This window comes from Vibrio sp. CCB-PB317, assembly GCF_022808245.1.
Lineage (GTDB): Bacteria > Pseudomonadota > Gammaproteobacteria > Enterobacterales > Vibrionaceae > Vibrio > Vibrio diabolicus.
On sequence record NZ_JALGNU010000001.1, the window covers coordinates 904,714 to 930,678 of the forward strand.

The 25,965-nt window shown below is 45.7% G+C and carries 23 protein-coding genes; 5 read left to right on the forward strand and 18 right to left on the reverse strand.

Annotated elements, in window-relative coordinates; translation table 11 throughout:
* Window positions 1-63: 63 nt before the first annotated feature.
* From MTR11_RS04175 to metN, 3 genes are read right to left on the reverse strand one after another with little or no spacing between them, the layout of a single operon-like run.
* Complete coding sequence (locus MTR11_RS04175) at window positions 64-873, reverse strand: MetQ/NlpA family lipoprotein (RefSeq protein ID WP_005391357.1); 810 nt, start codon at window positions 871-873, stop codon at window positions 64-66.
* A gap of 32 nt (window positions 874-905) precedes the next feature.
* Complete coding sequence (locus MTR11_RS04180; RefSeq protein ID WP_243327054.1) at window positions 906-1,583, reverse strand: methionine ABC transporter permease; 678 nt, start codon at window positions 1,581-1,583, stop codon at window positions 906-908.
* On the reverse strand, window positions 1,573-2,607 hold the full coding sequence (metN, locus tag MTR11_RS04185; RefSeq protein WP_150916396.1) for a methionine ABC transporter ATP-binding protein MetN: 1,035 nt from the start codon (window positions 2,605-2,607) through the stop codon (window positions 1,573-1,575). Before metN ends, MTR11_RS04180 begins: the two co-directional genes overlap by 11 nt.
* A 341-nt stretch (window positions 2,608-2,948) precedes the next feature.
* Between metN and gmhB the strand changes: the two genes are divergently transcribed.
* The 4 genes from gmhB (at window position 2,949) to treC (ending at window position 7,927) form a co-directional block, all read left to right on the forward strand.
* Window positions 2,949-3,500 (forward strand): D-glycero-beta-D-manno-heptose 1,7-bisphosphate 7-phosphatase, encoded by a 552-nt coding sequence (gene gmhB / locus MTR11_RS04190; RefSeq protein ID WP_005391350.1) that lies wholly within the window; start codon window positions 2,949-2,951, stop codon window positions 3,498-3,500.
* Window positions 3,501-3,603: 103 nt separating this feature from the next.
* Window positions 3,604-4,551, forward strand: a complete 948-nt coding sequence (gene treR, locus MTR11_RS04195) for a trehalose operon repressor TreR (RefSeq protein WP_170892518.1) — start codon at window positions 3,604-3,606, stop codon at window positions 4,549-4,551.
* A gap of 178 nt (window positions 4,552-4,729) precedes the next feature.
* Complete coding sequence (gene treB / locus MTR11_RS04200) at window positions 4,730-6,154, forward strand: PTS trehalose transporter subunit IIBC (RefSeq protein ID WP_046874302.1); 1,425 nt, start codon at window positions 4,730-4,732, stop codon at window positions 6,152-6,154.
* Window positions 6,155-6,241: 87 nt separating this feature from the next.
* A complete protein-coding gene (gene treC, locus MTR11_RS04205) occupies window positions 6,242-7,927 on the forward strand; it encodes an alpha,alpha-phosphotrehalase (protein WP_243327055.1) in 1,686 nt (561 codons plus the stop codon).
* 101 nt (window positions 7,928-8,028) lie between these two features.
* On the opposite strand, the gene MTR11_RS04210 is transcribed toward treC, so the two are convergent.
* The 3 genes from MTR11_RS04210 to MTR11_RS04220 form a co-directional block, all read right to left on the reverse strand.
* The gene (locus MTR11_RS04210) at window positions 8,029-8,928 is read right to left on the reverse strand and encodes a hypothetical protein (protein WP_243327056.1); all 900 of its coding nucleotides are present in this window, start codon (window positions 8,926-8,928) and stop codon (window positions 8,029-8,031) included.
* A gap of 131 nt (window positions 8,929-9,059) precedes the next feature.
* On the reverse strand, window positions 9,060-10,580 hold the full coding sequence (locus MTR11_RS04215) for a winged helix-turn-helix domain-containing protein (RefSeq protein ID WP_243327057.1): 1,521 nt from the start codon (window positions 10,578-10,580) through the stop codon (window positions 9,060-9,062).
* Between the two features lie 90 nt (window positions 10,581-10,670).
* Window positions 10,671-11,273, reverse strand: a complete 603-nt coding sequence (locus tag MTR11_RS04220) for a YitT family protein (protein WP_031780204.1) — start codon at window positions 11,271-11,273, stop codon at window positions 10,671-10,673.
* A 347-nt stretch (window positions 11,274-11,620) separates the two neighbouring features.
* Between MTR11_RS04220 and glyA the strand changes: the two genes are divergently transcribed.
* The gene (gene glyA, locus MTR11_RS04225; RefSeq protein WP_005391333.1) at window positions 11,621-12,871 is read left to right on the forward strand and encodes a serine hydroxymethyltransferase; all 1,251 of its coding nucleotides are present in this window, start codon (window positions 11,621-11,623) and stop codon (window positions 12,869-12,871) included.
* A 446-nt stretch (window positions 12,872-13,317) separates the two neighbouring features.
* On the opposite strand, the gene lipA is transcribed toward glyA, so the two are convergent.
* The 12 genes from lipA to leuS form a co-directional block, all read right to left on the reverse strand.
* Window positions 13,318-14,283: a lipoyl synthase gene (lipA, locus tag MTR11_RS04230; protein ID WP_005391329.1), complete on the reverse strand. Its 966-nt coding sequence runs from the start codon at window positions 14,281-14,283 to the stop codon at window positions 13,318-13,320.
* On the reverse strand, window positions 14,280-14,942 hold the full coding sequence (gene lipB / locus MTR11_RS04235) for a lipoyl(octanoyl) transferase LipB (protein WP_005391320.1): 663 nt from the start codon (window positions 14,940-14,942) through the stop codon (window positions 14,280-14,282). Before lipB ends, lipA begins: the two co-directional genes overlap by 4 nt.
* A 176-nt stretch (window positions 14,943-15,118) precedes the next feature.
* On the reverse strand, window positions 15,119-15,397 hold the full coding sequence (gene ybeD, locus MTR11_RS04240) for a DUF493 family protein YbeD (protein WP_005384135.1): 279 nt from the start codon (window positions 15,395-15,397) through the stop codon (window positions 15,119-15,121).
* Between the two features lie 139 nt (window positions 15,398-15,536).
* Window positions 15,537-16,715 carry a serine hydrolase gene (locus MTR11_RS04245; RefSeq protein WP_012842069.1) on the reverse strand — a complete coding sequence of 393 codons (1,179 nt, stop codon included), beginning with the start codon at window positions 16,713-16,715 and terminating at the stop codon, window positions 15,537-15,539.
* Window positions 16,716-16,805: 90 nt separating this feature from the next.
* On the reverse strand, window positions 16,806-17,609 hold the full coding sequence (locus MTR11_RS04250; protein ID WP_046874297.1) for a septal ring lytic transglycosylase RlpA family protein: 804 nt from the start codon (window positions 17,607-17,609) through the stop codon (window positions 16,806-16,808).
* Window positions 17,610-17,611: 2 nt separating this feature from the next.
* Window positions 17,612-18,733 (reverse strand): rod shape-determining protein RodA, encoded by a 1,122-nt coding sequence (rodA, locus tag MTR11_RS04255; protein ID WP_005391317.1) that lies wholly within the window; start codon window positions 18,731-18,733, stop codon window positions 17,612-17,614.
* Window positions 18,733-20,649: a penicillin-binding protein 2 gene (gene mrdA / locus MTR11_RS04260; protein WP_005391316.1), complete on the reverse strand. Its 1,917-nt coding sequence runs from the start codon at window positions 20,647-20,649 to the stop codon at window positions 18,733-18,735. The genes rodA and mrdA overlap by 1 nt, the downstream gene beginning before the upstream one ends.
* A gap of 29 nt (window positions 20,650-20,678) precedes the next feature.
* The gene (rlmH, locus tag MTR11_RS04265; protein WP_017821762.1) at window positions 20,679-21,149 is read right to left on the reverse strand and encodes a 23S rRNA (pseudouridine(1915)-N(3))-methyltransferase RlmH; all 471 of its coding nucleotides are present in this window, start codon (window positions 21,147-21,149) and stop codon (window positions 20,679-20,681) included.
* Between the two features lie 4 nt (window positions 21,150-21,153).
* The gene (gene rsfS, locus MTR11_RS04270; protein ID WP_243327058.1) at window positions 21,154-21,471 is read right to left on the reverse strand and encodes a ribosome silencing factor; all 318 of its coding nucleotides are present in this window, start codon (window positions 21,469-21,471) and stop codon (window positions 21,154-21,156) included.
* An 88-nt stretch (window positions 21,472-21,559) separates the two neighbouring features.
* On the reverse strand, window positions 21,560-22,579 hold the full coding sequence (holA, locus tag MTR11_RS04275; RefSeq protein WP_243327059.1) for a DNA polymerase III subunit delta: 1,020 nt from the start codon (window positions 22,577-22,579) through the stop codon (window positions 21,560-21,562).
* 5 nt (window positions 22,580-22,584) lie between these two features.
* Window positions 22,585-23,124: an LPS assembly lipoprotein LptE gene (gene lptE / locus MTR11_RS04280; protein ID WP_005373019.1), complete on the reverse strand. Its 540-nt coding sequence runs from the start codon at window positions 23,122-23,124 to the stop codon at window positions 22,585-22,587.
* Window positions 23,125-23,276: 152 nt separating this feature from the next.
* A complete protein-coding gene (gene leuS / locus MTR11_RS04285; protein WP_243327060.1) occupies window positions 23,277-25,850 on the reverse strand; it encodes a leucine--tRNA ligase in 2,574 nt (857 codons plus the stop codon).
* Between the last annotated feature and the right edge of the window lie 115 nt (window positions 25,851-25,965).

A 25,965-nucleotide genomic window follows, 5' to 3' on the forward strand; every position in this document is an offset into this window, starting at 1 on the left:
TGTTTTCACATCAGCCCTTTTATGTTCAGACTATTATTTTCAGTACGGTTTAGAAAAGTGGGATTACCAACCTTTCACTACGCCGCCTTTGAATAGCTCTTTTGCCGCTTCGTAAACTTCTTCCGTTTGGTAAGCTTTTACGAAGTTTTGTACGTTTTGCGCATTAACATTTTCTTCGCGAGCAACAATTAGGTTTACGTATGGTGAGTCTTTATCTTCAACAAACACACCGTCACGCTCTGGCGATAGGTCGATAGAGCTTGCGTAAGTGGTGTTGATGATAGATAGCGTTACGTCATCCAATGAACGTGGAAGTTGTGGCGCTTCTAACTCAATGATTTCGATATTTTTAGGGTTGCCTACGATGTCACGTACTGTAGCGAGTAGACCAACGCCATCACGCAGCGTAATCAAACCTTGTTGCTCAAGAAGCAGTAGTGAGCGACCTAGGTTCGTTGGATCGTTTGGAACTGCGATGCGTGCGCCATCTTGGATTTCATCGATTGACTTCACTTGCTTAGAGTAACCAGCAATAGGGTAAACGAATGAGTTACCCGCGATAGCCAGTTTGTAGCCGCGGTCTTTCACTTGTTGGTCTAGGTATGGTTTATGTTGGAACGCATTCGCGTCTACTGAACCATCATCCAGAGCGGCATTTGGCGTTACGTAATCGGTAAATGTTACTAATTCAACGTCTAGGTTGTACTTTTCTTTTGCTACTTTAGCTGCAACTTCGGCAACTTGTGCTTCAGCACCAGCAATAACGCCAACTTTTACTTTATTTACGTCTACTTCTTTGTCGCCACAACCCGCTAGAACAAGAGCAGAAGCGGCCGTTGCTACAGTCAAAAGACCTTTAAGGCTAAATTTCATCTTTATCTCCTTATAATTTGTATTTTCAATGCTTATCTGTGGTCTACACGGCGCACCACTGCGTCACCGATAGACTGAATAATCTGTACTAGAACAATCAGCATCACGACAGTCACAGCCATGATAGTTACATCGTAGCGGTGGAAACCGTAACGGATGGCTACGTCGCCGAGGCCGCCGCCGCCTACCGTACCCGCCATGGCCGAGTAGCTAACGAGAGTGACTAAGGTGATCGTTACTGAGTTAACAATAGTCGGCATTGCTTCAGGTAGTAGAACTTTTGTGATGATCTGTGTTGGTGTCGCCCCCATTGATTGCGCCGCTTCCACCAAGCCTGTTGGTACCTCTAACAAAGCACCTTCAATAAGACGGGCAACAAACGGAATGGCACCAATAGTCAGTGGGACGATTGCTGCGGTTGTACCGATAAAGGTTCCAACTAGTATTTTTGTCACTGGAATAATCGCAACCATCAGGACGAGGAATGGCACAGAACGACCAATGTTAACGACAGCGCCTAAGCTGCTATTTAGTTTGGTGTTTTCAAGTAGGCCGCCTTTCTTAGTAATATGGAGGATTACGCCTAATGGAATACCCACGGCAAAGCCGACTAATCCGGCAACCGCAACCATGTAAAGCGTTTCCCACGTTGCACCTAAAAGTAGTTTGCTGTTTAAACTCAGCCATTCAGAAATTGTGTTAAAGGACATAACCAAGTACCTCTACTTTTACGTTGTGCTTACGCAGGTATTCCAATGCTGCGTTATCATCTTCTTCGTTACCAAATAGCTCTGCGACCATCATGCCGAATTTCACGCCGCCAGCGTAATCAAGATCGGAGCTCAAAATACTCACATCAATATTGTATTTACGAGAAATTTGCGACATTAACGGTGCATCGACGGTTGCGCCAGTAAACTCTAAGCGAACCAACGGGTAGCTGCCATCAACACGCTCTGCTTGCAGACGTGCTTGGTAATCTTCAGGAATGGATAGATCCAGCGTTGAGCGAATGAATTGGTGCGCCAGCTCCGTTTTAGGGTGCGCGAAAATATCGCCAACGGTGCCTTTCTCCACCAACTCACCACCACCGATGATCGCCACTTCGTGACAGATGCTTTTTACCACTTCCATTTCGTGGGTGATCAGTAGAATCGTGATGTTGAGTTTGCGGTTGATCTCTTTCAATAGCTCAAGGATAGATTGAGTTGTTGCAGGATCCAGTGCGCTAGTGGCTTCGTCACACAGTAGTACGCTTGGATCGGATGCCAATGCGCGAGCAATAGCCACACGTTGTTTTTGACCGCCACTTAGGTTGGACGGATAGCTTTCGTGTTTGTCGGCTAAGCCAACAAGTTTTAGTAACTCAGTGACTTTTGTTGTGATTTGCGATTTGCCTTTGCCTGCCAGTTCCAGTGGTAGCGCCACGTTATCAAACACAGTACGAGACGAGAGCAGATTAAAATGCTGGAAGATCATGCCGATGTTACGGCGCGTTTCGACCAACTGCTTTTTGCTGAGTTTTGTTAAATCAATGCCATCAACGATGATGGAGCCAGATGTTGGTGCTTCTAACATGTTTACGCAGCGGATCAGCGTACTTTTACCAGCACCAGATGAACCGATAACACCGAAGATGGTGCCCTTGGCGATGTGTAGGTTAATGTCTTTCAGGGCAAGGATTTCCTTACTGCCTTGGTAGAACACTTTATTAACGTTTTTTATTTCTATCATGTTTCAACCTGCCCAAAGATACGGGGAACTTCGCTGTCAAAAACGGCATTTGACAGAACTTAATGTTGAGCTTTATCTCACTTCTCAGTTGATGCTATGAGTTAACCAGAATGAAGTCAATAGATATTTTTACGTCTAGACGTCTAAATGTATGGATGTTCTGTTTTGAAAAGAATGAGGAGTAAGTTACGAGGAGAAGATAAGTGGAGAGCCCACTCAGAATTACCGATTCTTGCCCAACAAATCAACTGTTTTGTCGAGGCCTAGAATGAATTAGATAGTGTTGAAGTTTATAAGGTATGTAATAATCTGATTAAACCGAGTTAATAGAGAAATACGTTTTGGCAAAACCTGCTGTTTTTATCGATCGTGATGGCGTGATAAACGTTGACCACGGCTACGTTCATGACGAACATGATTTTGAGTACATTGATGGTGTGTTTGAAGCGACGAAAGCGCTGAAAGATCAAGGTTACCTCTTAGTGCTAGTGACGAATCAATCGGGCATCGCACGTGGTAAATTCAGTGAAGACCGTTTCTTGTCTCTGACTCAATGGATGGACTGGAACTTTGTTGATCATGGTGTTGAGTTTGATGGTATCTACTACTGTCCACATCACCCTGAACATGGCATTGGGGATTACAAGCAAGATTGTGATTGCCGCAAGCCTAAACCTGGTATGTTTATCTCTGCTCGCGACTTCTTGAAAATCGACATGGAAAAATCAGTGATGATTGGTGATAAAGCCGAAGACATGATGGCAGCAGAAGCCGCAGGTGTTGGCACTAAGATTCTGGTTCGCACAGGTAAGCCAATCACCGAGCAAGGTGAAGCATTAGCAACGGTTGTGCTTGATAGTGTTGCTGACGTGCCTGCATATCTAAAGAAATAATCTGCACAATTCGCATATTTAAGGGAAGCGTTTGCTTCCCTTTTCTCTTATTACTGTTAAAGTTCAGTCACCTAAGCATTCATCCATTCTAGTTTGATCACTTATGAGCAAAAAACTCACCATTCTTGATATCGCGAAATTGGCAGGCGTTGGCAAATCAACAGTAAGCCGTGTGCTTACCAACGATCCAAAAGTGAAACCTCAAACGCGAGAGAAAGTAGAGCAAATCATTCGTGAATCTGGTTATGTACCGTCCAAATCTGCGCAATCAATGCGCGGTGGCAGTCAAAAGGTGATCGGCGTGATCATCTCTCGTTTAGATTCACCATCAGAAAACCGCGCTGTTGGGACCATGCTCAACGCTTTGTACTCAGCAGGGTACGACGTGGTGATCATGGAGAGCCAATTCGATCGCGATAAAACTAATGAGCATTTGGATGTGCTTAAACGTCGCAATGTCGATGGGGTGATCGTGTTTGGCTTTACTGGATGTGATGAGCAAGCATTGGCGGAGTGGGGGAATCGTATCGTCGTGATCGCGATGGACACGCAAATGGTTTCTTCGATCAACTACGACAACCAAGGTGTGATAGACATGGCTTTGTCTCACCTTGAGCAGCAATCTTTATCTCGGATTGCTTATATTGGTGTTGATCCCGAAGATAAAACTACAGGCTTAGCGCGTTTAAATGCTTACAAAGCTTGGTGTCAGCGCAAGCAACTTACGCCTTGCTTCCAAACCGGTAAGCTTAGCCATGAAAGTGCTTATCAGCTGGTGGACCACGTTCTGAAAGCAGACACGCAAGCCATTGTGTGTGCCAGCGATACCATTGCATTGGGCGTAATCAAGCGTCTTCAAGAGTTAGGTCGTGAAGACGTGGTCGTGACAGGCGTGGGTGGTAACGAGTTGCTTTCTTTCCTTTTCCCTAAAGTATTTAGTGTCGATCCTGGTTATACCCTTGCGGGTGAAAAGTCCGCTAAAATGCTGATTAATCAATTAAATGGCGATGAAGAAGTCGTTCACTTCACTCAACAACCTATTTGCCGCTAATCCACACTATAACGATTTGCTCTAGAATTATACTGTGATCATTCTCAATTAATGGGACTGTTCCCATTTTGTTTTTTGTCTTTGAGTGGCAATATTAAAATTAAGAAATGGGAATGTTCCCATTTATAAAAAAATAAAATGATGAATCGAATGTATCCAATACAGGGTGGACAAAGTTATGAGTAAGATTGCGCGTAAAGACGTGGAGCGTCTTATTGAGCTGGTCGGGGGGCCGGACAATATTGCCAGTGTAAGCCACTGTTTAACTCGCTTGCGTTTTGTTCTAAACGATACGGACAAAGCAGACACAAAACAGTTAGAAGCATTACCGATGGTGAAGGGCTGCTTTACCAACGCAGGTCAATTCCAAGTCGTCATCGGCACTGAAGTTGATGAGGTTTACAAAGTACTGATCGAGCTAAGCGGTAAAAGTGAAGCGAGCAAAGACGAATCCAAGAATGCTGCTCGTCAAAACATGAATATCGTTGAGCGTGGTATTTCCCACCTTGCAGAAATCTTTGTACCACTGTTGCCTGCGATCATTACTGGTGGTTTGATTCTTGGTTTCCGTAATGTGATTGGCGACATCAAAATGTTTGATGGTCAAACCCTAACGGAAATCAGTCAGTTTTGGGCGACTGTTCACTCATTCCTATGGTTAATTGGTGAAGCGATTTTCTTCTTCCTACCCGTTGGTGTGTGTTGGTCGACCGTGAAAAAGCTCGGTGGTACACCGATTCTGGGTATCACGCTTGGCGTGACATTGGTTTCGCCTCAGTTAATGAACGCCTACCTGATTGGTAAGCAAGTACCTGAAGTGTGGGACTTTGGGTTGTTTGCGATTGAGAAAGTCGGTTACCAAGCGCAGGTGATTCCCGCGATGTTAGCAGGTATCGCACTAGCGTTTATCGAAACACGCTTAAAACGCATCATTCCATCTTACCTTTACCTAGTAGTAGTACCGTTTGTTTCTATCATTGTGTCTGTGATTCTTGCGCACTCTATCATTGGCCCATTCGGTCGTATGTTGGGTGACGGCGTTGCTTTCGCAGCAAAAGCAGCCATGACGGGTGACTTCGCGATGATTGGCTCAACCATCTTCGGCTTCTTATACGCGCCACTTGTGATCACAGGTATCCACCACACAACTAACGCCGTTGACTTGCAGTTGATGCAAGAATTGGGTGGTACGCCGATTTGGCCTTTGATTGCACTATCGAACATTGCTCAAGCATCGGCAGTGGTTGGCATCATTATCATCAGTAAAAAGCAGGATGAGCGTGAAATCTCAGTGCCTGCGGCGATTTCCGCCTACCTTGGCGTAACAGAGCCGGCGATGTACGGCATCAACTTGAAATACAAGTTCCCAATGTTGAGTGCGATGATCGGTAGTGCATGTGCTGCTGCTATCTGTGGTAGTGCGGGCGTCATGGCGAACGGTATCGGTGTGGGCGGCTTGCCGGGTATCTTATCTATCCAGCCGCAGTTCTGGGGCATCTTTGCTCTGGCGATGTTAGTCGCGATGGTGGTACCTGCCGCATTAACATTAATTCTTTATAAGCGTGCACAAGCCAAAGGTGAGCTTGAGGCGGCAAACGCGTAATTCAATTTGAGGCAGTGACTTGGCTGCCTCCTCTTATTTTTCTTTTCAAATTTTAAGTTTCCGATTACTGGTAAGTGAGTGTTAGAAATGGCTATGACCAAGCATGATGAGAGCTGGTGGAAAACCGCAACCATCTATCAAATTTACCCAAAAAGCTTTTGTGACAGCGGCAGTAAAGGCACGGGCGATATTAAAGGGATCATTTCTAAACTGGATTATCTAAAACATCTCGGTGTGGATGCGATTTGGCTGACGCCAGTGTATCAGTCTCCAATGGTTGATAACGGTTACGATATCTCTGATTACTACGCGATCAATCCAGAGTTCGGCACTATGGAAGATTTCGATACCCTGTTGGCAGAGGCTCATCAGCTGGGCATTCGAATCATCATGGACATCGTGGTCAACCATACTTCGACAGAACACAAGTGGTTCCAATCGGCGTTAGGGGACAAAAACAGCCCTTACCGTGATTACTACATCTGGAAAGATCCGATTGATGGCGCAGAGCCCAACAACTGGCAATCGAAGTTTGGAGGCAATGCTTGGGAATTGGATGAAGCGACAGGGCAGTACTACTTGCACCTTTTTGCTAAAGAGCAGGCGGATTTGAACTGGGAAAACCCAGTGGTGCGCGAAGAAGTCAAAGAAGTCATCAGCTTCTGGGCAGACAAAGGCGTGGATGGTTTCCGTCTCGACGTCATCAATCTGATTTCTAAACAGCAAGACTTCCCAAGCGATGATATTGGCGATGGCCGTCGTTTCTATACTGATGGTCCTCGCGTGCACGAATATCTGCAAGAGATTAGCGAAGCCGTGTTTCAAAAATACGGCAGCGTGACGGTGGGAGAAATGTCTTCGACCACGCTAGATCACTGCCAGCAATACTCTTCGCTAGACGGCAAAGAGCTATCCATGGTGTTCAACTTTCATCATCTGAAAGTCGATTATCCGAATGGTGAAAAATGGACCAAAGCGCCATTTGATTTCATTCAGTTAAAGCAGATCTTCAACCATTGGCAAACGGGCTTAAATGGCAAAGGGTGGGGGGCGCTGTTCTGGTGTAACCACGACCAACCTCGTGTGGTCAGCCGCTTAGGCGATGATAAACAATACCGCGTCGAATCAGCCAAAATGTTGGCGGCGTCTGTACACATGATGCAAGGCACACCGTATGTTTACCAAGGTGAAGAGATTGGTATGACCAACCCAGGTTACACTGAGATCAGCCAGTACCGCGACGTAGAAAGCACCAACATGTACGACATCATGGTCAACCGTGATGGCGTATCACACGAGGAGATGATGGCGATTTTGGCGCAGAAGTCGCGTGATAACTCACGTACGCCAATGCAATGGAATAGCCAAAAGCACGCTGGTTTTACCGAAGGCACACCGTGGCTTGAAGTGGCGCAGAACTACTCTGAAATCAACGCAGAAGCAGCGGTTGCTGATTTGAACTCGGTGTTCTACTTCTACAAACGTTTGATTGAGCTACGTAAACAGGTTTCGGTGATCACCGATGGCCGTTATGAAGATTTATTGCCAGAGCATAAACGCATTTTTGCTTACGCTCGCCAGAACGACAAACAAACGCTGCTGTGTATCAACAACTACTACGCTGAAGAGGAGGAATGCGTTCTGCCAGAGCGTTTTGATATGAATAAAGCGAAAAACTTGCTATCCAACTATCAAAACTCAGCGAGTGCAGTCGCGTCAAACCATCAAGTATTACGACCTTACGAAACTCGTATTTTATTGATAGAAGAATAAACTCGGGTGTCACCCCCTAAGATTGATGTTCGAGATAAAGGCTTTGGTGTGCTCCCCAAAGCCTTTTTTATTGAGATGCGAGATACTTGTGGAGTACAGGCTTATTTTGTTTCAATTGCTGTTAGCAGCACTTTCTCTTCATTGATTTGTACTTGTTGTACTTTTAGCAGCTCGATTTGCTCAATCAGACCTAAGCTCGGGTTAAACCAACGTTCTGCCGAAGTGGCGAACTCCATTGAGTCCATATCATCGCAGTTTAGGTTGTAAGTATTTTTTTCCGTCAGGTACGCCGCTTCAATTTTCTTGCTTGAAATCGAGAACGTTTTACGTACGCCAGTCTCTCGGATTTGCTGTTGCCAAACCACTTGGCAAGATGCTGTCATTGGCAGGTTTTGCACCCACTCATGATCTTCAAAACTGTCTAGTAGGTTGTGAACTGCGTAGCCTGTTAGAGTGGTTTGCAGAGATATGGTCTCTTCACCGATATCAATGTTCGGGCTTTTCTCTTTTACGTCGTCACCGTTGAGACGGAAAATAGGGCTGCTGTGCATCAGCATGGCAACAAACTGCTGGTTAATGGAATAAGCGTCGGTGACTTCATGAAGTGCGCCATCAGAGCCTGCAAAATAAAGCGTATTGCCCTCTTCATCGTCGTTGTACTGTTCGTCAGAATAGTAGAACTGTTTGGCGCCGTAGTTCACCAAGTCATTAACCAACTGGACCATTGCTTCGCTGTTTGGGATTTGTGCCAATGCTGCCAACAATTGCTCGTTATCCATCGCTTGGAAACTCAGTTTCATCTCGCCTTCAGGTTGGCCATCCAGGCTAAACGCGTAGTTTAGTTGTGTGCTTGGCGTGGGAGCGAAGATTGAGTTTTGAATCGCGATGTCGAAACTTTCTTGAGGCACTTTGTTTGGATTAGCACTGCCAGAAGATGAACCGCCGCCACAGCCGTAAAGAGCCAGAGTTGCTGCTGCGATAAGCGTCATTTTGTTTAGCATGGTTTACATTCCTGATTGATTAGGCCGCTTCATGTTGGGCCGTTGCTTGAATGCGAGCATGCTAAGTTTAGTGAGCTAAAAAGGGCAAAAAACAAAAGCTAATAGGGCTTAACGAAAGCTTAATTTTATATTTAGGTCTTTGTTTTATTTGGGCTTATTTCGTTAGCTACGTTGGTGCAATACTCGTTGATGAGCGCTTTCCATCGGCTGATAATTTCTTGATCGGTCAAACTGACATGCAACGTTTTCCATGGTTGAAGGCAAGTCTCTTTCGATTCAGATTGAGAAAGACGTTCAAACAATGTCTCGGACGGTAAAACGCGCAGCAGTGCCACCAGTGATTCCATGTAGTTGAGACGGAACTGTTCGAGTTTGTTTTGTTTATAAGCGATGTGAGACACAAACGTATAAATCAGCGCGTTTTGAATACGAGAGTCGCCATCTGGAGTGGTCAGCAGAACTTTTGCTCGGTCTAGGTTACCTAGTTTGAAATGCAATACGCCCAACCAGAGGCTTAGCTCATCTGGCAAAACATCGAACGACGACTGCACTTGCGTCAAATACGCTTCCAGCTTTTGAGGTTCTTGCTCGTACAAAGCGAGATGCCTTGCGGTTGTGATCGCTGCAAACTCATCAGCTTGTTGGAGAGGTTGGTTAGAAAAGACATTCTCAAACAGCATTTTTTGGTGAACGTCTGACAGCTGCCATGTGCTTGCCGAAGGTGCAGGCAAGTTGAAGTATTGCGCGACATCTGAGTGAATTTGGAAGATATCCGATTGTAGGTCGGATAAGCGCAGTGTGTATTCGTTGCGAAACGCCAGTTTCCCTGTCGCAGGATAAATAAGGTTCATCTGAGCTTTCAAGGTGCCTTGCTCTGCGCCGTCTTTTAACTCTATGTTGAGTTCGTAATCACTGGTCTGCATGTTTCGCGCGCCAGGGAAATACGGCGTATGACCGATAGGATCAAGAAAGTAACTGGGAGCGTCTTGGTTGGCGATGTCGGTGTATGGATATTCGACCTGTTGTTGCAGCAAGATGGCTTTGACCAGTATGCGATACTTTCTTGCTTGGGAGCCAATCGCATCGACACGGTTGAGCAGCAGTTCGACTTTGGGGATAAGTAACTGATGACGTGTTTGTTGCGTTGAAATCTCTTGGCGTTGCCATAACAAGCTTGCGAGCGTCACGCTACAAACCGTAAGTACGGCACATAAGCTATAAGCAAAAATCAGCTTGATGTTCTTACGGTTCGTAACTTGAGCTGTGATAACGCGTCGATGGTTTTTCGCTGGTGGCACTAAACGGATATTCGCTGGGTTTAGAAAGTAACCTTTGCGAGGATAAGTGACCAAGAGCTTAGTCGCATCGTACTCGGGGAGATGCTGTTGTAGCAGCGCACGTAAGGTGCTAATGCGGTTAGTGAGTACATTCTTAGAGATGAATTTGCTCTGCCAAATAGTTTCGATAATGGTATCGGCAGAAAGCGGATGTCCCACGCTGGTTAGCAGCAGCTCTAATAACTCAATGGTACGAGGTTCGAGATCAATCGCGACAGTGTCTTGATGAAGAGTTTGTGTCTTCGGATTATAGACCAACTCGCCAATCGTAATACAACTGTGAGTTTGTTTGGCTTGTTGCAAAAAATCGCGCATACCGCACCGCGTTATTTGGAAATGGCGAAATATTATATAGCGATTGGAGCGCGAAATCTTATAAATTGCGCTCCAATTATCATCAAAAGTTTATGAGCCGTAGGTCACGGAGTAGCGATGAGGCTTGTGGTTCATCGCTAACACGACATTCAGTGCAAACGCGCCCAAAATCGAAAGACCAATTACTTCTGGAGTGACAAAGAAGAATGACGCAAACAGGATGCACGCATCGATTGCCATTTGGCTTTTGCCAACTGAAATGCCAAATTTGTCCTGAATAAATAAACACAGCACGTTAAAGCCACCTAAGCTGGAGCGATGTCGGAACAAGATCAGCATACCGAGTCCCATTAAAAGCCCACCTGCGACGGCACAATAAACTTCATTTACCGATTCGAGCGAGATTAGCAAATAAAGATGATCGGCAAAGATAGAAACCAAAGCGCCAGAAATGGCACTATTAATGGCGAAATGACGGCCGAAGCGTTTCCATGCTAGCAAGTAAAAGGGACTGTTTGCTAAAAAGTACAGCACACCAAACGTAAAAGGTGTAAATTGGCTAATAAGCAGAGCCAATCCTGTCGTCCCCCCTGTTAGGAGGTTTGCGGATTGGAGAAAGAAAACGCCTTGAGCTACCAAAAAAGTACCCGTGAGAATCGCTATCCAGTCTTCTTTTAATGAGTGTTTTTCCATCAATGTTGCAGTCATTAGTGATAAATAAGGCGTGCATAGTAGTAAAAAGATGATCTTTTCGGTAGCTAGAGGGTAAAATTTACGGTAAACCTATGTAATTGCTGTTTTACAGGGTGTAAAGCACAAAATTGACAGGCAATAGATCGTCGTTATGCAATTGCAATGCGGGCGTGATACAGATTGCTTGCCATCATGAAAAAACTGCATGAGAAAAATTGTAAATTTCTCTTTATGACCCAGATCAAATTATGTAGAATGCGCGCCATTAGGGTGACGAAAACGTTTGCGTAGGGTCATTCAACAGTTTTTTTGCAACTTTCAGTACTAATCTGAGTCAGGAGATACAGATGCTTAAGCGTGATATGAACATCGCAGATTACGATGCGGAACTGTTCGCAGCTATCCAGGAAGAAACTCTTCGCCAGGAAGAACACATTGAACTTATCGCTTCTGAAAACTACACAAGCCCACGTGTAATGGAGGCGCAAGGTTCTCAGCTAACGAACAAATACGCTGAAGGCTACCCAGGCAAGCGTTACTACGGCGGTTGTGAGTACGTAGATAAAGCGGAACAACTTGCTATCGACCGTGCATGCAAACTGTTCGGTTGTGAATACGCGAACGTACAGCCTCACTCAGGTTCTCAAGCAAACAGCGCGGTTTACATGGCGCTTCTTAACCCAGGCGATACAGTTCTAGGCATGAGCCTAGCGCACGGTGGTCACCTGACTCACGGTTCTCCAGTTAACTTCTCTGGTAAGCACTACAACGTTATCCCTTACGGTATCGATGAAGCGGGTCAAATTAACTACGATGAGATGGAACAGCTAGCGCTTGAGCACAAGCCTAAGATGATCATCGGTGGTTTCTCTGCTTACTCGCAAATCGTTGATTGGAAGCGCATGCGTGAAATCGCTGACAAAGTAGATGCTTACCTTTTCGTTGATATGGCGCACGTAGCGGGTCTTATCGCAGCAGGCGAATACCCAACACCTGTTCCACACGCTCACGTGGTAACAACAACGACGCACAAAACACTAGCAGGTCCTCGCGGTGGTCTTATCTTGTCAAATGCTGGCGAAGATATGTACAAGAAATTGAACTCAGCAGTGTTCCCTGGTGGTCAAGGTGGCCCTCTAATGCACGTTATCGCTGGTAAAGCAGTAGCGTTCAAAGAGGCGATGGAGCCAGAGTTCAAAGCTTACCAAGCTCGCGTAGTGAAAAACGCAAAAGCAATGGTTGGTCAATTCCAAGAGCGTGGCTACAAAATCGTGTCTAACGGCACAGAAAACCACTTGTTCCTAGTGGACCTGATCGACAAAGACATCACTGGTAAAGACGCAGACGCGGCACTAGGTGCAGCAAACATCACAGTGAACAAAAACTCGGTACCAAATGACCCACGCAGCCCATTCGTAACGTCTGGTATCCGTGTAGGTACGCCAGCGATCACTCGCCGTGGCTTCACTGAAGAAGATGCAAAAGAGCTAGCAAACTGGATGTGTGACGTTCTAGATAACATCGGCAACGAAGAAGTTATCGAAGCGACTAAACAGAAAGTGCTCGAAATTTGTAAGCGTCTACCGGTTTACGCCTAACTATTCTTCATAGAATGAGTCGATTTCGGTGTCGAACATACTCATTTGCTCGCGCAAACTCCGTGTGTTCTCCTAGAACTCGACTCGTCTATTTTGAACATTGATATACTAAAGGTCCTCAATTGAGGGCCTTTTTGTTTGTCTGGCGTTTGGAATGAGATATAGCGAGAGTGTGTGATAAGGGGATGGCTACCAACACTGTCCCTTTCAATATATCCAAACCGCGTCATTCCGACGAGCCTAGGCGAGATCAGGAATCTTGTTGAGGCACACTCTTTTACTCAGCGTTTCCCAAAAAATCATCAGTACGTTGGAAACTGATTCTCAATCACGCTCGTTCCTCGCTGTTCAGAATGACGGAGGTAGAATGGCTTTTTATCACCATTTGACAGATACAAAAAAGGTTGGCACTGAGCCAACCTTTTCTCTTCAAAATAAGCGAGTGCTTATTTAATCTCGATGCCTTGAGCCTGCATATCGGCATGGTAAGAAGAGCGAACAAATGGACCACACGCTGCGTGCGTGAAGCCAAGCTCTAGTGCAACTTCTTTTAGCTCGTCAAACTCTGATGGCGGAACGTAACGCTCTACTGGCAAGTGGTGACGGCTTGGCGCTAAGTACTGACCTAGAGTCAGCATCGTTACGCCGTGTGCGCGTAGATCTTTCAGTACTTCGATGATTTCTTCTTTGGTTTCACCAAGACCCATCATCAAACCAGATTTGGTCGGTACATCTGGATGCTGCTCTTTGAACTTCTTAAGAAGCTCAAGTGACCATTTGTAGTTCGCACCTGGGCGAGCTTTACGGTAAAGACGTGGTGCTGTTTCTAAGTTGTGGTTGAAGACATCTGGCGGATTGTCTTTCATTAGATCAAGCGCTACATCCATACGACCTCGGAAGTCAGGAACCAGAGTTTCAATCTTAATATGCGGGTTTAATGCACGGATCTCGCGGTTACAGTCGGCAAAGTGCTGTGCACCACCATCACGCAGATCGTCACGGTCAACAGAAGTGATTACTACGTATTTCAGCTTCATATCGGCGATGGTTTTCGCCAGCTTTTGAGGCTCTTCTGCTTCCGGTGGTAATGGGCGGCCATGAGCAACGTCACAGAAAGGACAACGACGAGTACAAATAGCACCTAAGATCATGAAGGTAGCTGTACCGTGGTTAAAACATTCCGCTAGGTTAGGGCAAGATGCTTCTTCACATACGGAGTGAAGTTTATTCTTGCGCATCGCCGCCTTGATGTCTTGAATTCGTTGGCTGTCGGCTGGTAGCTTGATCTTCATCCAATCAGGCTTACGCAGCACTTCTTTCTGCTCTGTAGGCATGTTCTTTACGGGAATCAATGCCATTTTATCGGCGTCACGATATTTAACGCCTTTTTCCATCTGGATTGGTTTGCTCATGCTTTATTACCTTGAGAAGGTGCTTCTGTGCTGAATTCTACTTGCTCATAGTCGAGCAAAGTAACGAGTTCTTCTATTAATTGTTTTTCTACGGCTTCTACATTGTCTGGGCCGCCAAATTGGCTGACCTGAACCATTTCCATACCTTCATAACCACAAGGGTTAATACGCAGAAACGGTGTTAAATCCATATTTACGTTCAAGGCTAAGCCATGAAACGAGCATCCTTTACGAATGCGTAAACCGAGAGAGCATATTTTTTTACCGTCAACGTAAACGCCTGGTGCGTCAGGTCGCGCGGCCGAATCGATATTGTATGCTTTTAGCGTGTTGATCACGAGGTTCTCGATAGTGGTAACGAGATCTCGTACACCTAATTTTTTGCGGCGTAAGTTGATCAAGAAATAGGCGACCAACTGACCAGGGCCATGATACGTAACCTGGCCTCCGCGATCACTTTGTACAACAGGAATGTCACCAGTGTTAATAAGGTGCTCAGCTTTACCTGCCTGACCTTGCGTAAATACTGGGTTATGTTCTACCAACCAGACTTCATCAGGGGTTTCTTCTGTGCGTTGGTCGGTGAACTCATGCATCGCCTTCCATACAGGCTCATAGTCTTGGCGGCCAAGTCGTTTTACAACAAGTTGGTGTTGCATGGGAATTCCTGTTGCTAATATATAAAGTTTTTGGATTATAAACCGGATAACCCTGATGCTCTACCGCTGAGTAACAGATTTTTAACTGAAAGCGATGTAAAGTTTTGTTATCTGATTGATAAATAAAAAGAAAGCAGCCGAAGCTGCTTTCAAAAAAAATTTAATCTATCAAAAAATTATAGAACCATGCGCACGATGTCAATTTCACCTAACTCTTTGTATAGCGTCTCAACTTGCTCGATAGACGTTGCAGTGATGTTGATTGATACCGAGTGGTAGTTGCCCTTAGCACTTGGTTTAACGGTCGGGCTGTAGTCACCTGGAGCATGGCGCTGAATAACTTCAAGAACAAGCTCTGGAAGTTCAGGCTTTGCATGACCCATTACCTTGTAAGTAAATGAACAAGGGAACTCAAGCAGGTCTTTTAATTTTGCATCAGAGTTGATGGTTAGCATATCGATAACTCCAGTAGATATTCGTTGCGGTGCGAAATAGTACAGTCAAATTAGGGGGAACTCAAGACGAGGATCTCAAACTTAAAAAGCCGCCCTTTCAGGCGGCTTTGCGAATAAGTTTGCTACTCTAACGTTCTTCTTAGAAGAAGCTCTTGAATAACAATACGATGTAATCCCACATGCGGCTAAATAGACTACCTTGCTCTACGGTTTCTAGTGCCATTAGTGGGTATTCGGCAATATCTTCACCATCGATCTGATAGTATAGCTTACCAACTACATCACCTTTATTAATTGGGGCTTCTAGCTCTTTTTCAAGGACGAAGCTGGCTTTTAGGTTTTTCGCTTCACCACGTGGTAGTGTTACGTAAGTATCTTGGTCAAGGCCCAACGCTACAGTGTCTTTGTTGCCCATCCACACTTTTTCTTCAACGAACGTTTCACCTGCTTTGTGCGGCGCTACTGTTTCGAAGAAACGGAAGCCGTAGCTTAGTAGCTTTTTGCTTTCTGACTTACGAGCATTGGCATCTTTAGTGCCCATTACGACCGCAACCAAACGCATTTGGCCTTCAGTTGCTGAACTTACTAGGCTGTAACCTGCATTGCTTGTGTGACCCGTTTTGATGCCATCAACGTTCATACTCTTGTCCCAAAGTAGACCGTTACGGTTGTATTGGGTGATGCCGTTGTAAGTAAATTTCTTCTCTGAGTACACGCGGTACTCATTTGGTACGTCACGGATCAGGGCTTTACCTAGCAATGCCATGTCGTATGGTGTCGAGTACAGCTCGGCGTTATCTAGACCATGAACGTTGGCAAAGTGCGAGTTCGTCATACCTAGTGTGTTGGCCCAAGCGTTCATTAGGTCAACAAACGCATCTTCTGAGCCTGCAATGTGTTCAGCCATTGCTACACAGGCATCGTTACCAGACTGGACGATGATACCGCGGTTTAGGTCACGTACTTTTACAGTTGTGCCCACTTCAATGAACATTTTTGATGATTCAGGGAAGTTTTTCGCCCATGCATTTTTACTGATGGTGACATCGTCATCTTCTGAGATATTACCACGCGCTAGTTCTTGGCCGATTACGTAGCTGGTCATCATCTTAGTCAGACTGGCTGGAGACAACTTTGTGTTCATCTCTTTCTCTGCCAGTACTTTACCTGAATGGTAATCCATCAGAACGTAGCCCTTCGCAGCGATTTGAGGGGCATCTGGAACAACGATAGGTGATGCAAGAGCAGATTGAGCGAAAGTTGCAGAAAGGGCAACCGAAGAAACGAGAATAGATTTCACAAACTTATTTTTATTCATGGTAATTCAAATTTTTGGGTTAACTGCGGACATCTTATCAGAATCCCCAGCTATGTAAGAGGGGATCGAGGAGAAATTCATGACACTAGGTCATTTGGCAGTGTTGTGTTTTTTAATAAATGCAGACGAATAGCCGAGCAACTTTACTTTATCTAGAGTGGCTTGCGTCAGGGAATAGTCAGTAAATGGCCCTAACAACAAGCGATAAGACTCTTTCGCATTTTCTAGGAAAGTTTCTGTATCCAGTTTTTGACCAAGCTCTGTCCCTAAAGTTCGTGCGCGTTCTTCATTTTTTGATGATGCCACCTGAATAACGTACTTAGGGTGCGCTTCTAAAGATTTTTTATCCGTGGGCTGATTGATACTGATTACTTCAATTTCCACGTTAGCTGTACCTGTTTTTATCACATCTAACTTATGTGCTGCGGCATAGCTTAAATCGATAATACGGCCATCGTGAAACGGACCTCGGTCATTAACTCGTACTACGGTAGTTTTGCCGTTGTCAGTGTTGGTGACTTTTACGTAACTCGGTAACGGTAGCGTTTTATGAGCCGCTGTCATTGAGTACATGTCATAGATTTCGCCATTAGAAGTCAAATGACCTTGGAACTTCTTCCCATACCAAGATGCGCGGCCTTTTTCTTTAAAGCCTTTGGCATCGCGAACTATTTTGTAGTCTTTGCCACGCAAGTGGTAATCTTTGTTCCCACCTAGGCTGTACGGTTCATATTTAGGGTGCGCATCCTCGATGTGTTCGACTGAAAGCGGTGTATCCGGTGCAACATCGGATTCGAGTTCGTAACGGCCTTCTTGTTCTTTTTGGCTAGTTGATGAACAGCCTGCCAAAATAAGAGCAGAGAAAACCAAGGAATATAAAGCGCGTTTTTGCATGTCTAGGTCGCCTTAGAGAATGCTTTTCGGTGCGTATGAATTGACATCAGAATACCAAAGCCAGCCATCAAGGTTACCATTGATGTGCCGCCATAACTAATGAGTGGCAACGGTACACCTACTACAGGTAGGATGCCACTTACCATGCCAATATTTACAAAAATATACACGAAGAAGCTGAGTACAATACTGCCTGCCATCATTCGTCCAAATGCGGTTTGCGCTTGGCTGGCGAGGTATAAACCTCGTCCAATAATAAATAGATAGATGGCTAAAAGGCAAAGGAAGCCAATCATACCCCATTCTTCAGCAATTACTGCAAAGATAAAGTCAGTGTGTCGTTCAGGAAGAAATTCCAGTTGTGACTGAGTACCTTGCAACCAGCCTTTACCGGAAATACCACCGGAGCCAATCGCAATTTTACTCTGAATAATGTGGTAGCCCGCACCAAGCGGATCTGACTCTGGATTAAACAGAGTACGAACTCGTACTTTTTGATACTCACGCATCAAGAAAAACCACAAAATCGGAATGAAACCACCCAGTGCAATTGCAGCACCAGCGATGATTTTCCAACTAATGCCCGCGAGGAAGATAACAAAAATACCGGAAGCGGCGATTAGAATAGAGGTCCCTAAGTCAGGCTGTTTTGCAATGAGGATGGTTGGCAAGCAGACCATAATCAGTGCAACGATGAGTGTTTTTAGCGTTGGCGGAAGGGGTTGTCGACCTACATAGCGTGCCACCATTAATGGCACCGCGAGCTTCAATAACTCGGAAGGTTGAAAGCGCACAAAACCGAGGTTAAGCCAACGCTGTGCGCCTTTAGATGCTTCACCGAAAAACAGCACGCCAAAGAGCAGTATGACGCCGCCGACGAACATCAAAGGTGCCAGGCTCTCGTAGGTTCGTGGAGAAAGCTGCGCAAGAACGATCATCACAACGAGTGAAAGCACCATCCGCATAGCTTGGCGATCCATCATCAGTAAACTTTGGCCACTAGCGCTGTACATGATCACGAGGCCAAACCCCATCAGGGCCAATATGCCAAGTAGGAGTGGTAAGTCGATATGGAAGCGTTCAAACAGGGCGCGATTTTTACCTGTAGAGGGATCCATCTTCATTACTGTTTTACCTCTTTCTTCGCATTGTTTTCAGGCTCAATTTCTTCTGGGCCAAGAACGACTCGGTCAAAAATTTTCCTTACTACTGGGGCACCGTTGCTAGAACCACCGCCGGCGTTTTCTAGTACTACAGTGACGACCACTTTAGGATCATCAAATGGTGCGAAGCCAGTAAATAACGCATGGTCACGTAAGTGCTCGGCGATCTCATCTGCGTTGTACTCTTCGTTTTCACCCAGACCGAAGACTTGCGCAGTACCTGATTTACCCGCTGTTTGATAACTCATTTTGTAGAATGATCGGCGAGCTGTTCCGCGCGTGCCATGGTTTACACGACGCATGCCTTCTTTCGCCATATCCCAGTACTTTTTCGGTACATTCTTGATTGGCGGGTAAGTCACGTATTCTGTTGTTTGTTGTTCTTCGAAGTCGTTGCCGTTCTCTATCGTCGCTTTTAGTAAGTGAGGTGCAATCACTTCTCCCTCATTTACTAATACGGAGGTCGCTTTGGCGATTTGCATTGGCGTTGCTGTCCAATAACCTTGGCCGATACCCACAGGGATCGTATCGCCTTTGTACCACGGGGTTTTATGGCGAGACATTTTCCAGTCACGAGTCGGCATATTCGCCTTACTTTCTTCGTAGATATCGATGCCAGTGTAATCACCAAAACCGAACATCATCATCCAATTCGAAATACGGTCAATACCCATGTCATAAGCGATTTGATAGTAGAAGGTATCAACAGACTCTTCGATCGACTTAATGATATCGACGCGTCCGTGTCCCCAACGCAACCAGTCACGGAATGGGCGAGTGTTGGAGTTTGGTATGCGCCAATAACCTGGATCATTTCGCGTAGTGTTCGGTGTGACGACACCTTCTTGTAGCGCGGCTACTGCCATAAATGGTTTGATGGTAGACGCAGGTGGGTAAATGCCAAGTGTGGTACGGTTGACCAAAGGACGGTTTTTATCGTTCAAAAGGGCGCGATAGTCTTTACCTGAGATTCCGTGCACGAACGAGTTAGGATCGTAGCTAGGGCTTGAAACCATAGCCAGTACGCCGTTGTCTCTAGGATCGATCACTACAGCACTGCCTCTGCGGCCATCCAATAATTGGTGTACGTACAGCTGCAAGTTGATATCAAGGTTTAAAACGATGTCTTTTCCGGGTACAGGTGGAACGTACTTTAACGTACGAATTACTCGGCCGCGGCTGTTTACCTCGACTTCTTGATATCCGGCCGTACCGTGTAAGAGGTCTTCGTAGTATTTTTCGATACCCAGCTTACCAATGTCGCGAGTGGCTTGATAGTTTGCATCTTTTTCTTCTCGGATCAGGCGCTGCATGTCGCGATCATTGATTCGAGAAACGTAACCAATCACGTGGGTTAAGACTTCGCTGAAAGGGTAATAGCGCTTTAAGGTCGCACTTATTTCTACACCAGGAAAGCGGTACTGATTGACGGAGAATACCGCTACTTGTTTTTCGTTCAGTTGGGTCAGCAGTGGGACTGACTTAAATCGACGAGTCCGTTTACGCTCTTGGTGGAAACGTTCAATCTGATCTGGGGTAATTTCCAGAATGGTTTGTAGTTCTTGGATGGTTGCATCAATGTCTTTAATTTTTTCTGGAGTCAGTTCTAAGTTAAAGACGGGACGGTTCTCTGCCAGTAAAACACCATTTCGGTCATAAATCAGACCTCGGTTGGGCGCGATAGGAACCACTTTGATACGGTTATCGTTCGAGCGGGTTTGATAATCTTGAAACTGGTTCACCTGAATGTTGTACATGTTGGCGACCAGAGCTCCCATCAAGAGAACAATGCCGATAAAAGCGACAATAGCGCGGCTGGCAAACAGACGCGCTTCGGCTTGATAATCTCGGATTTGACTGCGGCGCTTACGAATCATTAACGCTTGGCTCTAAAGTTAAACAACGATTATTCGCGGTGGTAAGGATGGTTCGCGGTGATGCTCCACGCTCGGTATAAGCTTTCTGCCATTACGATACGCACTAAAGGGTGGGGTAGCGTTAAGGCAGACAATGACCAGCTTTGGTCTGCTGCAGCTTTGCATGCAGGAGCGAGTCCTTCAGGACCGCCGATTAAGATTGATACATCACGGCCATCTAATTTCCAAGCTTCTAACTGCTCAGCAAGTTGAGGAGTGTCCCATTTTTTACCTGGGATATCTAACGTGACGATACGGTTGCCTTTTGGTACCGCAGCGAGCATCGCTTCCCCTTCTTTTTGCAGGATGCGAGCGATATCGGCATTTTTTCCACGTTTGCCAGCAGAGATTTCAATCAACTCCAATGGCATATCATGTGGGAAACGGCGACGATATTCTTGAAAGCCTTCCTCAACCCATTTTGGCATTTTTGTGCCAACAGCAATTAGTTGAATTTTCAAAAGATTAACCCCAGAGTTTTTCTAGCTGGTAGAGTTCGCGGTGCTCTTCTTGCATCACGTGAAGCATGGCGTCGCCCATATCTAGGACTACCCATTCACCTTCGTTTTCACCTTCCATTCCTAGTGGCTCAAGACCGGCTTTTTTCACTTCTGTTGCAACGTGGTCAGCGATGGATGAAACGTGGCGTTTGGATGTGCCAGTACAGATGATCATGTAATCTGTCACGCTTGATTTATCGTCCACGTTTAGGACGATAATGTCTTCCGCTTTCATGTCGTCGGCTTTATCAGCTAAAAAGTCTTTCAGTTCTTCGCGAAGCACTCGGTTTTCCTCGGTTTGTCTCTTATCTCTACAGTGTTTTACATTCTTGCTTGCAAAACAGGTCGCGCACTATATCACGCTTTGATTTTTAAATTGCCAGCTTAATATCAGGAGAGCAGGTTTCTAAGCTCAACTGATGAATAGTTGGCCATACAGACTCGTCATATTGAGTTTTGGCTTTTATCTCTGCTTGAGCCAACAAGGAGAGCAATGCACAAATACGACTCGCCGATAAGCGGGTCAGTGCTGCGTTATAGAGTGGACGCTTGTTTTGCCAAACTCGATATTTCTCAAATACCTGGTTCATTCCCATTTGAGTTAAGTCTTGATGCATATTTAAAAGTTGGCTCAACTCTTTTTGTACACTTCGAATCAAGATCACGGTCTCGACCCCTTCCGCCTCAAGTTGGCGAAGAATACGTTGTGCACGGTTTGTTTTACCTGCCAGTAAGGCGTCGATCCAGTTAAACGTAGTAAAGTGATTATGGCGACTTAGGGCTTCCTCTAAACGTATGATGGTCAGCTCACCATCCGGGTAGAGTAGGGCCAATTTCTCTAAGCTTTGTGTCAATGCAAAGAGGTTACCTTCATGCCATTGAGCCAACATTTGCAGTGATTGTTGATCGGGTTTTAGGCCCAACGTGCGGCAACGTGCCTGAATGAACATAGGTAAGCGTTGTAGATCTGGCGACAAACAGCTTACCCAGTCGCCTTTTGAGCTTAATGCTTTGAACCATTTCGCATTTTCTTGGGCTTTGGTCAGTTTGCTACCAACAATGACGAGCATGATGTCATCATGCAGCATATCACACAGTGTTTGCAGCTCTTTGCTGACGGCGGTTGTCACGCCACTTTCTGGAATTTCAAGCTCGAGCAATTGACGGTTTGAGAACAGGCTCATCGCTTGGAAGCAATCGTAAACTTGATTCCAGTCGATACTTGCGTCTACCGCAAAACGGTGTTTTTCCTCAAAACCTTGTTGAAACGCTGCCTTTTGGATTGCTTGGCGGCTCTCTTGAATCAGTAACGGCTCATTACCAAAGATTAGGTAAACTTGTTTAACGTGTTTAGTTAAATGATCCGTTAATTTATCGGCATAAATTCGCATAGTGATTAAGAGTTTGTGTTCGCTGGCTCAGAGATTTGTCCTGCTTCATATTCGGCACGAATACGGCCCAACTGGCGCATCATCTGTTTTGCAGCTTGCAAGCGCATCTCGTCTTCAATTACGTCACGTTCAACAGATTTTGCAAGTGCCGTCAACGGGTTGTCTAGGTAGTTGCGGTTTACTGTTGTCGTAAAGTTTTTAGAGCCATAGCCAGGAATCGTCACACGGTATTTTACTACGTATGTCAGCTCTTTTTCTGCTGCACGGCTATTTTGATACAGAGACAGTGTACGCTCATCGATAGTCGCTTCCGTCAAATGAAGGTTGGGTACAGTCGATGATGGTTGAACAAGTTCAACTTTGTTCAGTTCGAGTTGAGAGCGAACATAGCGAGTTAATTCACTGTATTCATCGTAGCTGGAGAAAGACATAGTGTGCAGCTCTTCCGGTACGGAATACTCGCCGCGAAGGTGAAAACCACAGGCAGAAAGAAGCCCCGCTAATACCAATACCACTGGTAGTTTAATCAAAGAGAAAAAGCGCATTGATTGTATTCATCCTAAATTGAAGGGGTTATTTACCTTAAACCACTCATGTGAATGGTTTGAGGTAAATAAACAGGGTAGCGAACTACCCTGTTTAATGACTCTTGGTTAACAAATAAGTTCGCTAAACAGAGACAAATTGCAAGCTGTGATTAGTTTGCAACGATGTTCAGCAGTTTACCTGGAACGTAAATGACTTTACGAATAGTCAGGCCATCAGTGAACTTAACCACGTTTTCGTCGTTTAGACCAAGCTGTTCGATATCGTCTTTAGAGATATCCGCTGGGACTGTTAGCTTCGCACGTAGCTTACCGTTAACTTGAACAACGATAGTTTTTTCGTCTTCAACTAGCGCTTTTTCGTCAAACGTCGGCCATGCTGCGTTATCAATGTCTGTTTCACCTAGTGCTGCCCATAGCTCGTATGAGATATGCGGAGTGATAGGGTAAAGCATGACAACAATAGCTTTCAGTGCTTCGTCAAGGATTGCACGATCTTGCGCAGATTCTTGAGGCGCTTTCGCTAGTTTGTTCATCAGCTCCATGATCGCTGCGATCGCGGTGTTGAATGTTTGACGACGAGCGATATCGTCCGTCACTTTCGCGATAGTTTTGTGAACGTCACGGCGAAGTGCTTTTTGATCACCAGAAAGCGCTGCGGTATCTACTGCTTCTGCTGCGCCTTTCGCTGTGTGCTCTTTCACTAGTTTCCAAACACGTTTTAGGAAGCGGTTCGCACCTTCTACGCCAGACTCTTGCCATTCAAGTGTCATGTCCGCTGGAGACGCGAACATCATGAATAAACGTACTGTGTCAGCGCCGTACTTATCTACCATTTCTTGAGGGTCGATACCGTTGTTCTTAGACTTAGACATCTTGATCATGCCTGAGTGCGTTACATCGCGACCTTCAGTGTCTTTAGCAGAAGTAATGCGGCCTTTACCATCACGTTCAACGGCTACGTCTGTTGGAGCTACCCACTCTTTGCCGCCTTTCTCGTTCTCGAAGTAGAACGCATCAGCTAGTACCATGCCTTGACACAGTAGTTGCTTGAACGGTTCGTCAGACGTTACGTAGCCCGCGTCACGTAGCAACTTGTGGAAGAAGCGTGAGTACAGTAGGTGCATACAAGCGTGCTCGATACCGCCGATGTACTGGTCTACTGGTAGCCAGTAGTTTGCTTTTTCTGGATCTAGGATGTCGTCTGCTTGTGGTGAACAGTAACGCGCGTAGTACCAAGAAGATTCCATGAACGTATCGAACGTATCTGTCTCACGTAGAGCAGGTTCGCCGTTGAATGTGGTCTTCGCCCATTCTTTATCTGCTTTGATTGGGCTGGTTACGCCGTCCATTACCACGTCTTCTGGAAGAATCACTGGTAGTTGGTCAGCAGGTACTGGGTGAACTTCACCGTCTTCAGTCGTTACCATTGGGATTGGTGCGCCCCAGTAACGTTGACGAGATACACCCCAGTCGCGTAGACGGAAGTTTACAGTCTTAGTGCCTTTGCCTTCTGCTTCTAGCTTCGCTGCAATTGCATCGAACGCCGCTTGGAATTCTAGGCCGTCGAATTCACTTGAATCGAACAGTACACCTTTCTCTGTGTATGCCGCTTCAGAGATGTCTAGCTCGCTGCCATCAGCAGGCTTGATAACTGGCACGATGTCTAGACCGTACTTCGTTGCGAACTCGTAGTCACGTTGGTCGTGTGCAGGTACTGCCATTACCGCGCCTGTACCGTAGTCCATCAATACGAAGTTTGCTACGTATACTGGTACTTCACGGCCGTTCAATGGATGAATAGCAGTAAGGCCAGTTGCCATACCTTTCTTCTCCATTGTCGCTAGCTCAGCTTCTGCAACCTTGTTGTTCTTGCACTCGTCGATAAACGCTGCAAGCTCTGGGTTGTTCTCTGCAGCAAGAGCTGCAAGAGGGTGGCCGGCTGCGATGCCCACGTAAGTCACACCCATTAGCGTATCTGGACGTGTCGTGTAAACTTCTAGGTCTTGTTGACCCTTAACTTCAAACTTCAGCTCAACGCCTTCAGAGCGGCCAATCCAGTTGCGCTGCATGGTTTTCACCATTTCAGGCCAACCTTCAAGCTTGTCTAGGTCGTCTAGTAGCTCTTGAGCGTATTCAGTGATTTTGATGAACCATTGAGGGATTTCTTTTTGCTCTACAGGCGTATCACAACGCCAGCAGCAACCGTCTTCAACCTGCTCGTTTGCAAGAACAGTTTGGTCGTTAGGACACCAGTTAACAGAAGAAGTCTTTTTGTAAACTAAACCTTTCTCGTAAAGTTTAGTGAAGAACTCTTGTTCCCAGCGGTAGTACTCAGGCGTACATGTTGCGAATTCACGGTTCCAATCGTAACCAAAGCCTAGAAGCTTAAGTTGGTTCTTCATGTATTCGATGTTTTCGTAAGTCCAAGGTGCTGGTGCAGTTTTGTTTTTTACTGCTGCGTTTTCTGCAGGTAGACCGAATGCGTCCCAGCCGATTGGTTGCATCACGTTTTTACCTTGTAGGCGTTGGAAACGAGATACTACATCACCGATAGTGTAGTTGCGCACGTGACCCATGTGCAGTCGACCACTTGGGTATGGGAACATGGATAGACAGTAGAATTTTTCTTTATTTGGGTCTTCACTTACAACAAAGGTTTTGTTGTCATCCCAGTGCTTTTGAACTTTTTGTTCAATATCTTGTGGGTTGTATTGTTCTTGCATCGATGGTATCCGTTATCTTGGAATTTGTGAGTTCGGTTAGAACAGACTTAAATAGATCGTCATAGAATACCTAAAGCTAGGGATCACAACAATAGCCAATCTGTACCCATGCGCC

Coding starts and splice junctions, on each gene's coding strand:
- glyA (WP_005391333.1), top strand. CDS start 11,621: ATGCTTAAGCGTGATATGAACATCGCAGATTACGATGCGGAACTGTTC.
- MTR11_RS04220 (WP_031780204.1), bottom strand. CDS start 11,273: ATGGAAAAACACTCATTAAAAGAAGACTGGATAGCGATTCTCACGGGT.
- lipA (WP_005391329.1), bottom strand. CDS start 14,283: ATGAGCAAACCAATCCAGATGGAAAAAGGCGTTAAATATCGTGACGCC.
- ybeD (WP_005384135.1), bottom strand. CDS start 15,397: ATGCTAACCATCAACTCTGATGCAAAATTAAAAGACCTGCTTGAGTTC.
- mrdA (WP_005391316.1), bottom strand. CDS start 20,649: ATGATTCGTAAGCGCCGCAGTCAAATCCGAGATTATCAAGCCGAAGCG.
- treB (WP_046874302.1), top strand. CDS start 4,730: ATGAGTAAGATTGCGCGTAAAGACGTGGAGCGTCTTATTGAGCTGGTC.
- holA (WP_243327059.1), bottom strand. CDS start 22,579: ATGCGAATTTATGCCGATAAATTAACGGATCATTTAACTAAACACGTT.
- MTR11_RS04215 (WP_243327057.1), bottom strand. CDS start 10,580: ATGCGCGATTTTTTGCAACAAGCCAAACAAACTCACAGTTGTATTACG.
- metN (WP_150916396.1), bottom strand. CDS start 2,607: ATGATAGAAATAAAAAACGTTAATAAAGTGTTCTACCAAGGCAGTAAG.
- MTR11_RS04175 (WP_005391357.1), bottom strand. CDS start 873: ATGAAATTTAGCCTTAAAGGTCTTTTGACTGTAGCAACGGCCGCTTCT.
- treR (WP_170892518.1), top strand. CDS start 3,604: ATGAGCAAAAAACTCACCATTCTTGATATCGCGAAATTGGCAGGCGTT.
- leuS (WP_243327060.1), bottom strand. CDS start 25,850: ATGCAAGAACAATACAACCCACAAGATATTGAACAAAAAGTTCAAAAG.
- lptE (WP_005373019.1), bottom strand. CDS start 23,124: ATGCGCTTTTTCTCTTTGATTAAACTACCAGTGGTATTGGTATTAGCG.
- MTR11_RS04245 (WP_012842069.1), bottom strand. CDS start 16,715: ATGAATAAAAATAAGTTTGTGAAATCTATTCTCGTTTCTTCGGTTGCC.
- rodA (WP_005391317.1), bottom strand. CDS start 18,733: ATGAAGATGGATCCCTCTACAGGTAAAAATCGCGCCCTGTTTGAACGC.
- MTR11_RS04250 (WP_046874297.1), bottom strand. CDS start 17,609: ATGCAAAAACGCGCTTTATATTCCTTGGTTTTCTCTGCTCTTATTTTG.
- treC (WP_243327055.1), top strand. CDS start 6,242: ATGGCTATGACCAAGCATGATGAGAGCTGGTGGAAAACCGCAACCATC.
- lipB (WP_005391320.1), bottom strand. CDS start 14,942: ATGCAACACCAACTTGTTGTAAAACGACTTGGCCGCCAAGACTATGAG.
- MTR11_RS04180 (WP_243327054.1), bottom strand. CDS start 1,583: ATGTCCTTTAACACAATTTCTGAATGGCTGAGTTTAAACAGCAAACTA.
- MTR11_RS04210 (WP_243327056.1), bottom strand. CDS start 8,928: ATGCTAAACAAAATGACGCTTATCGCAGCAGCAACTCTGGCTCTTTAC.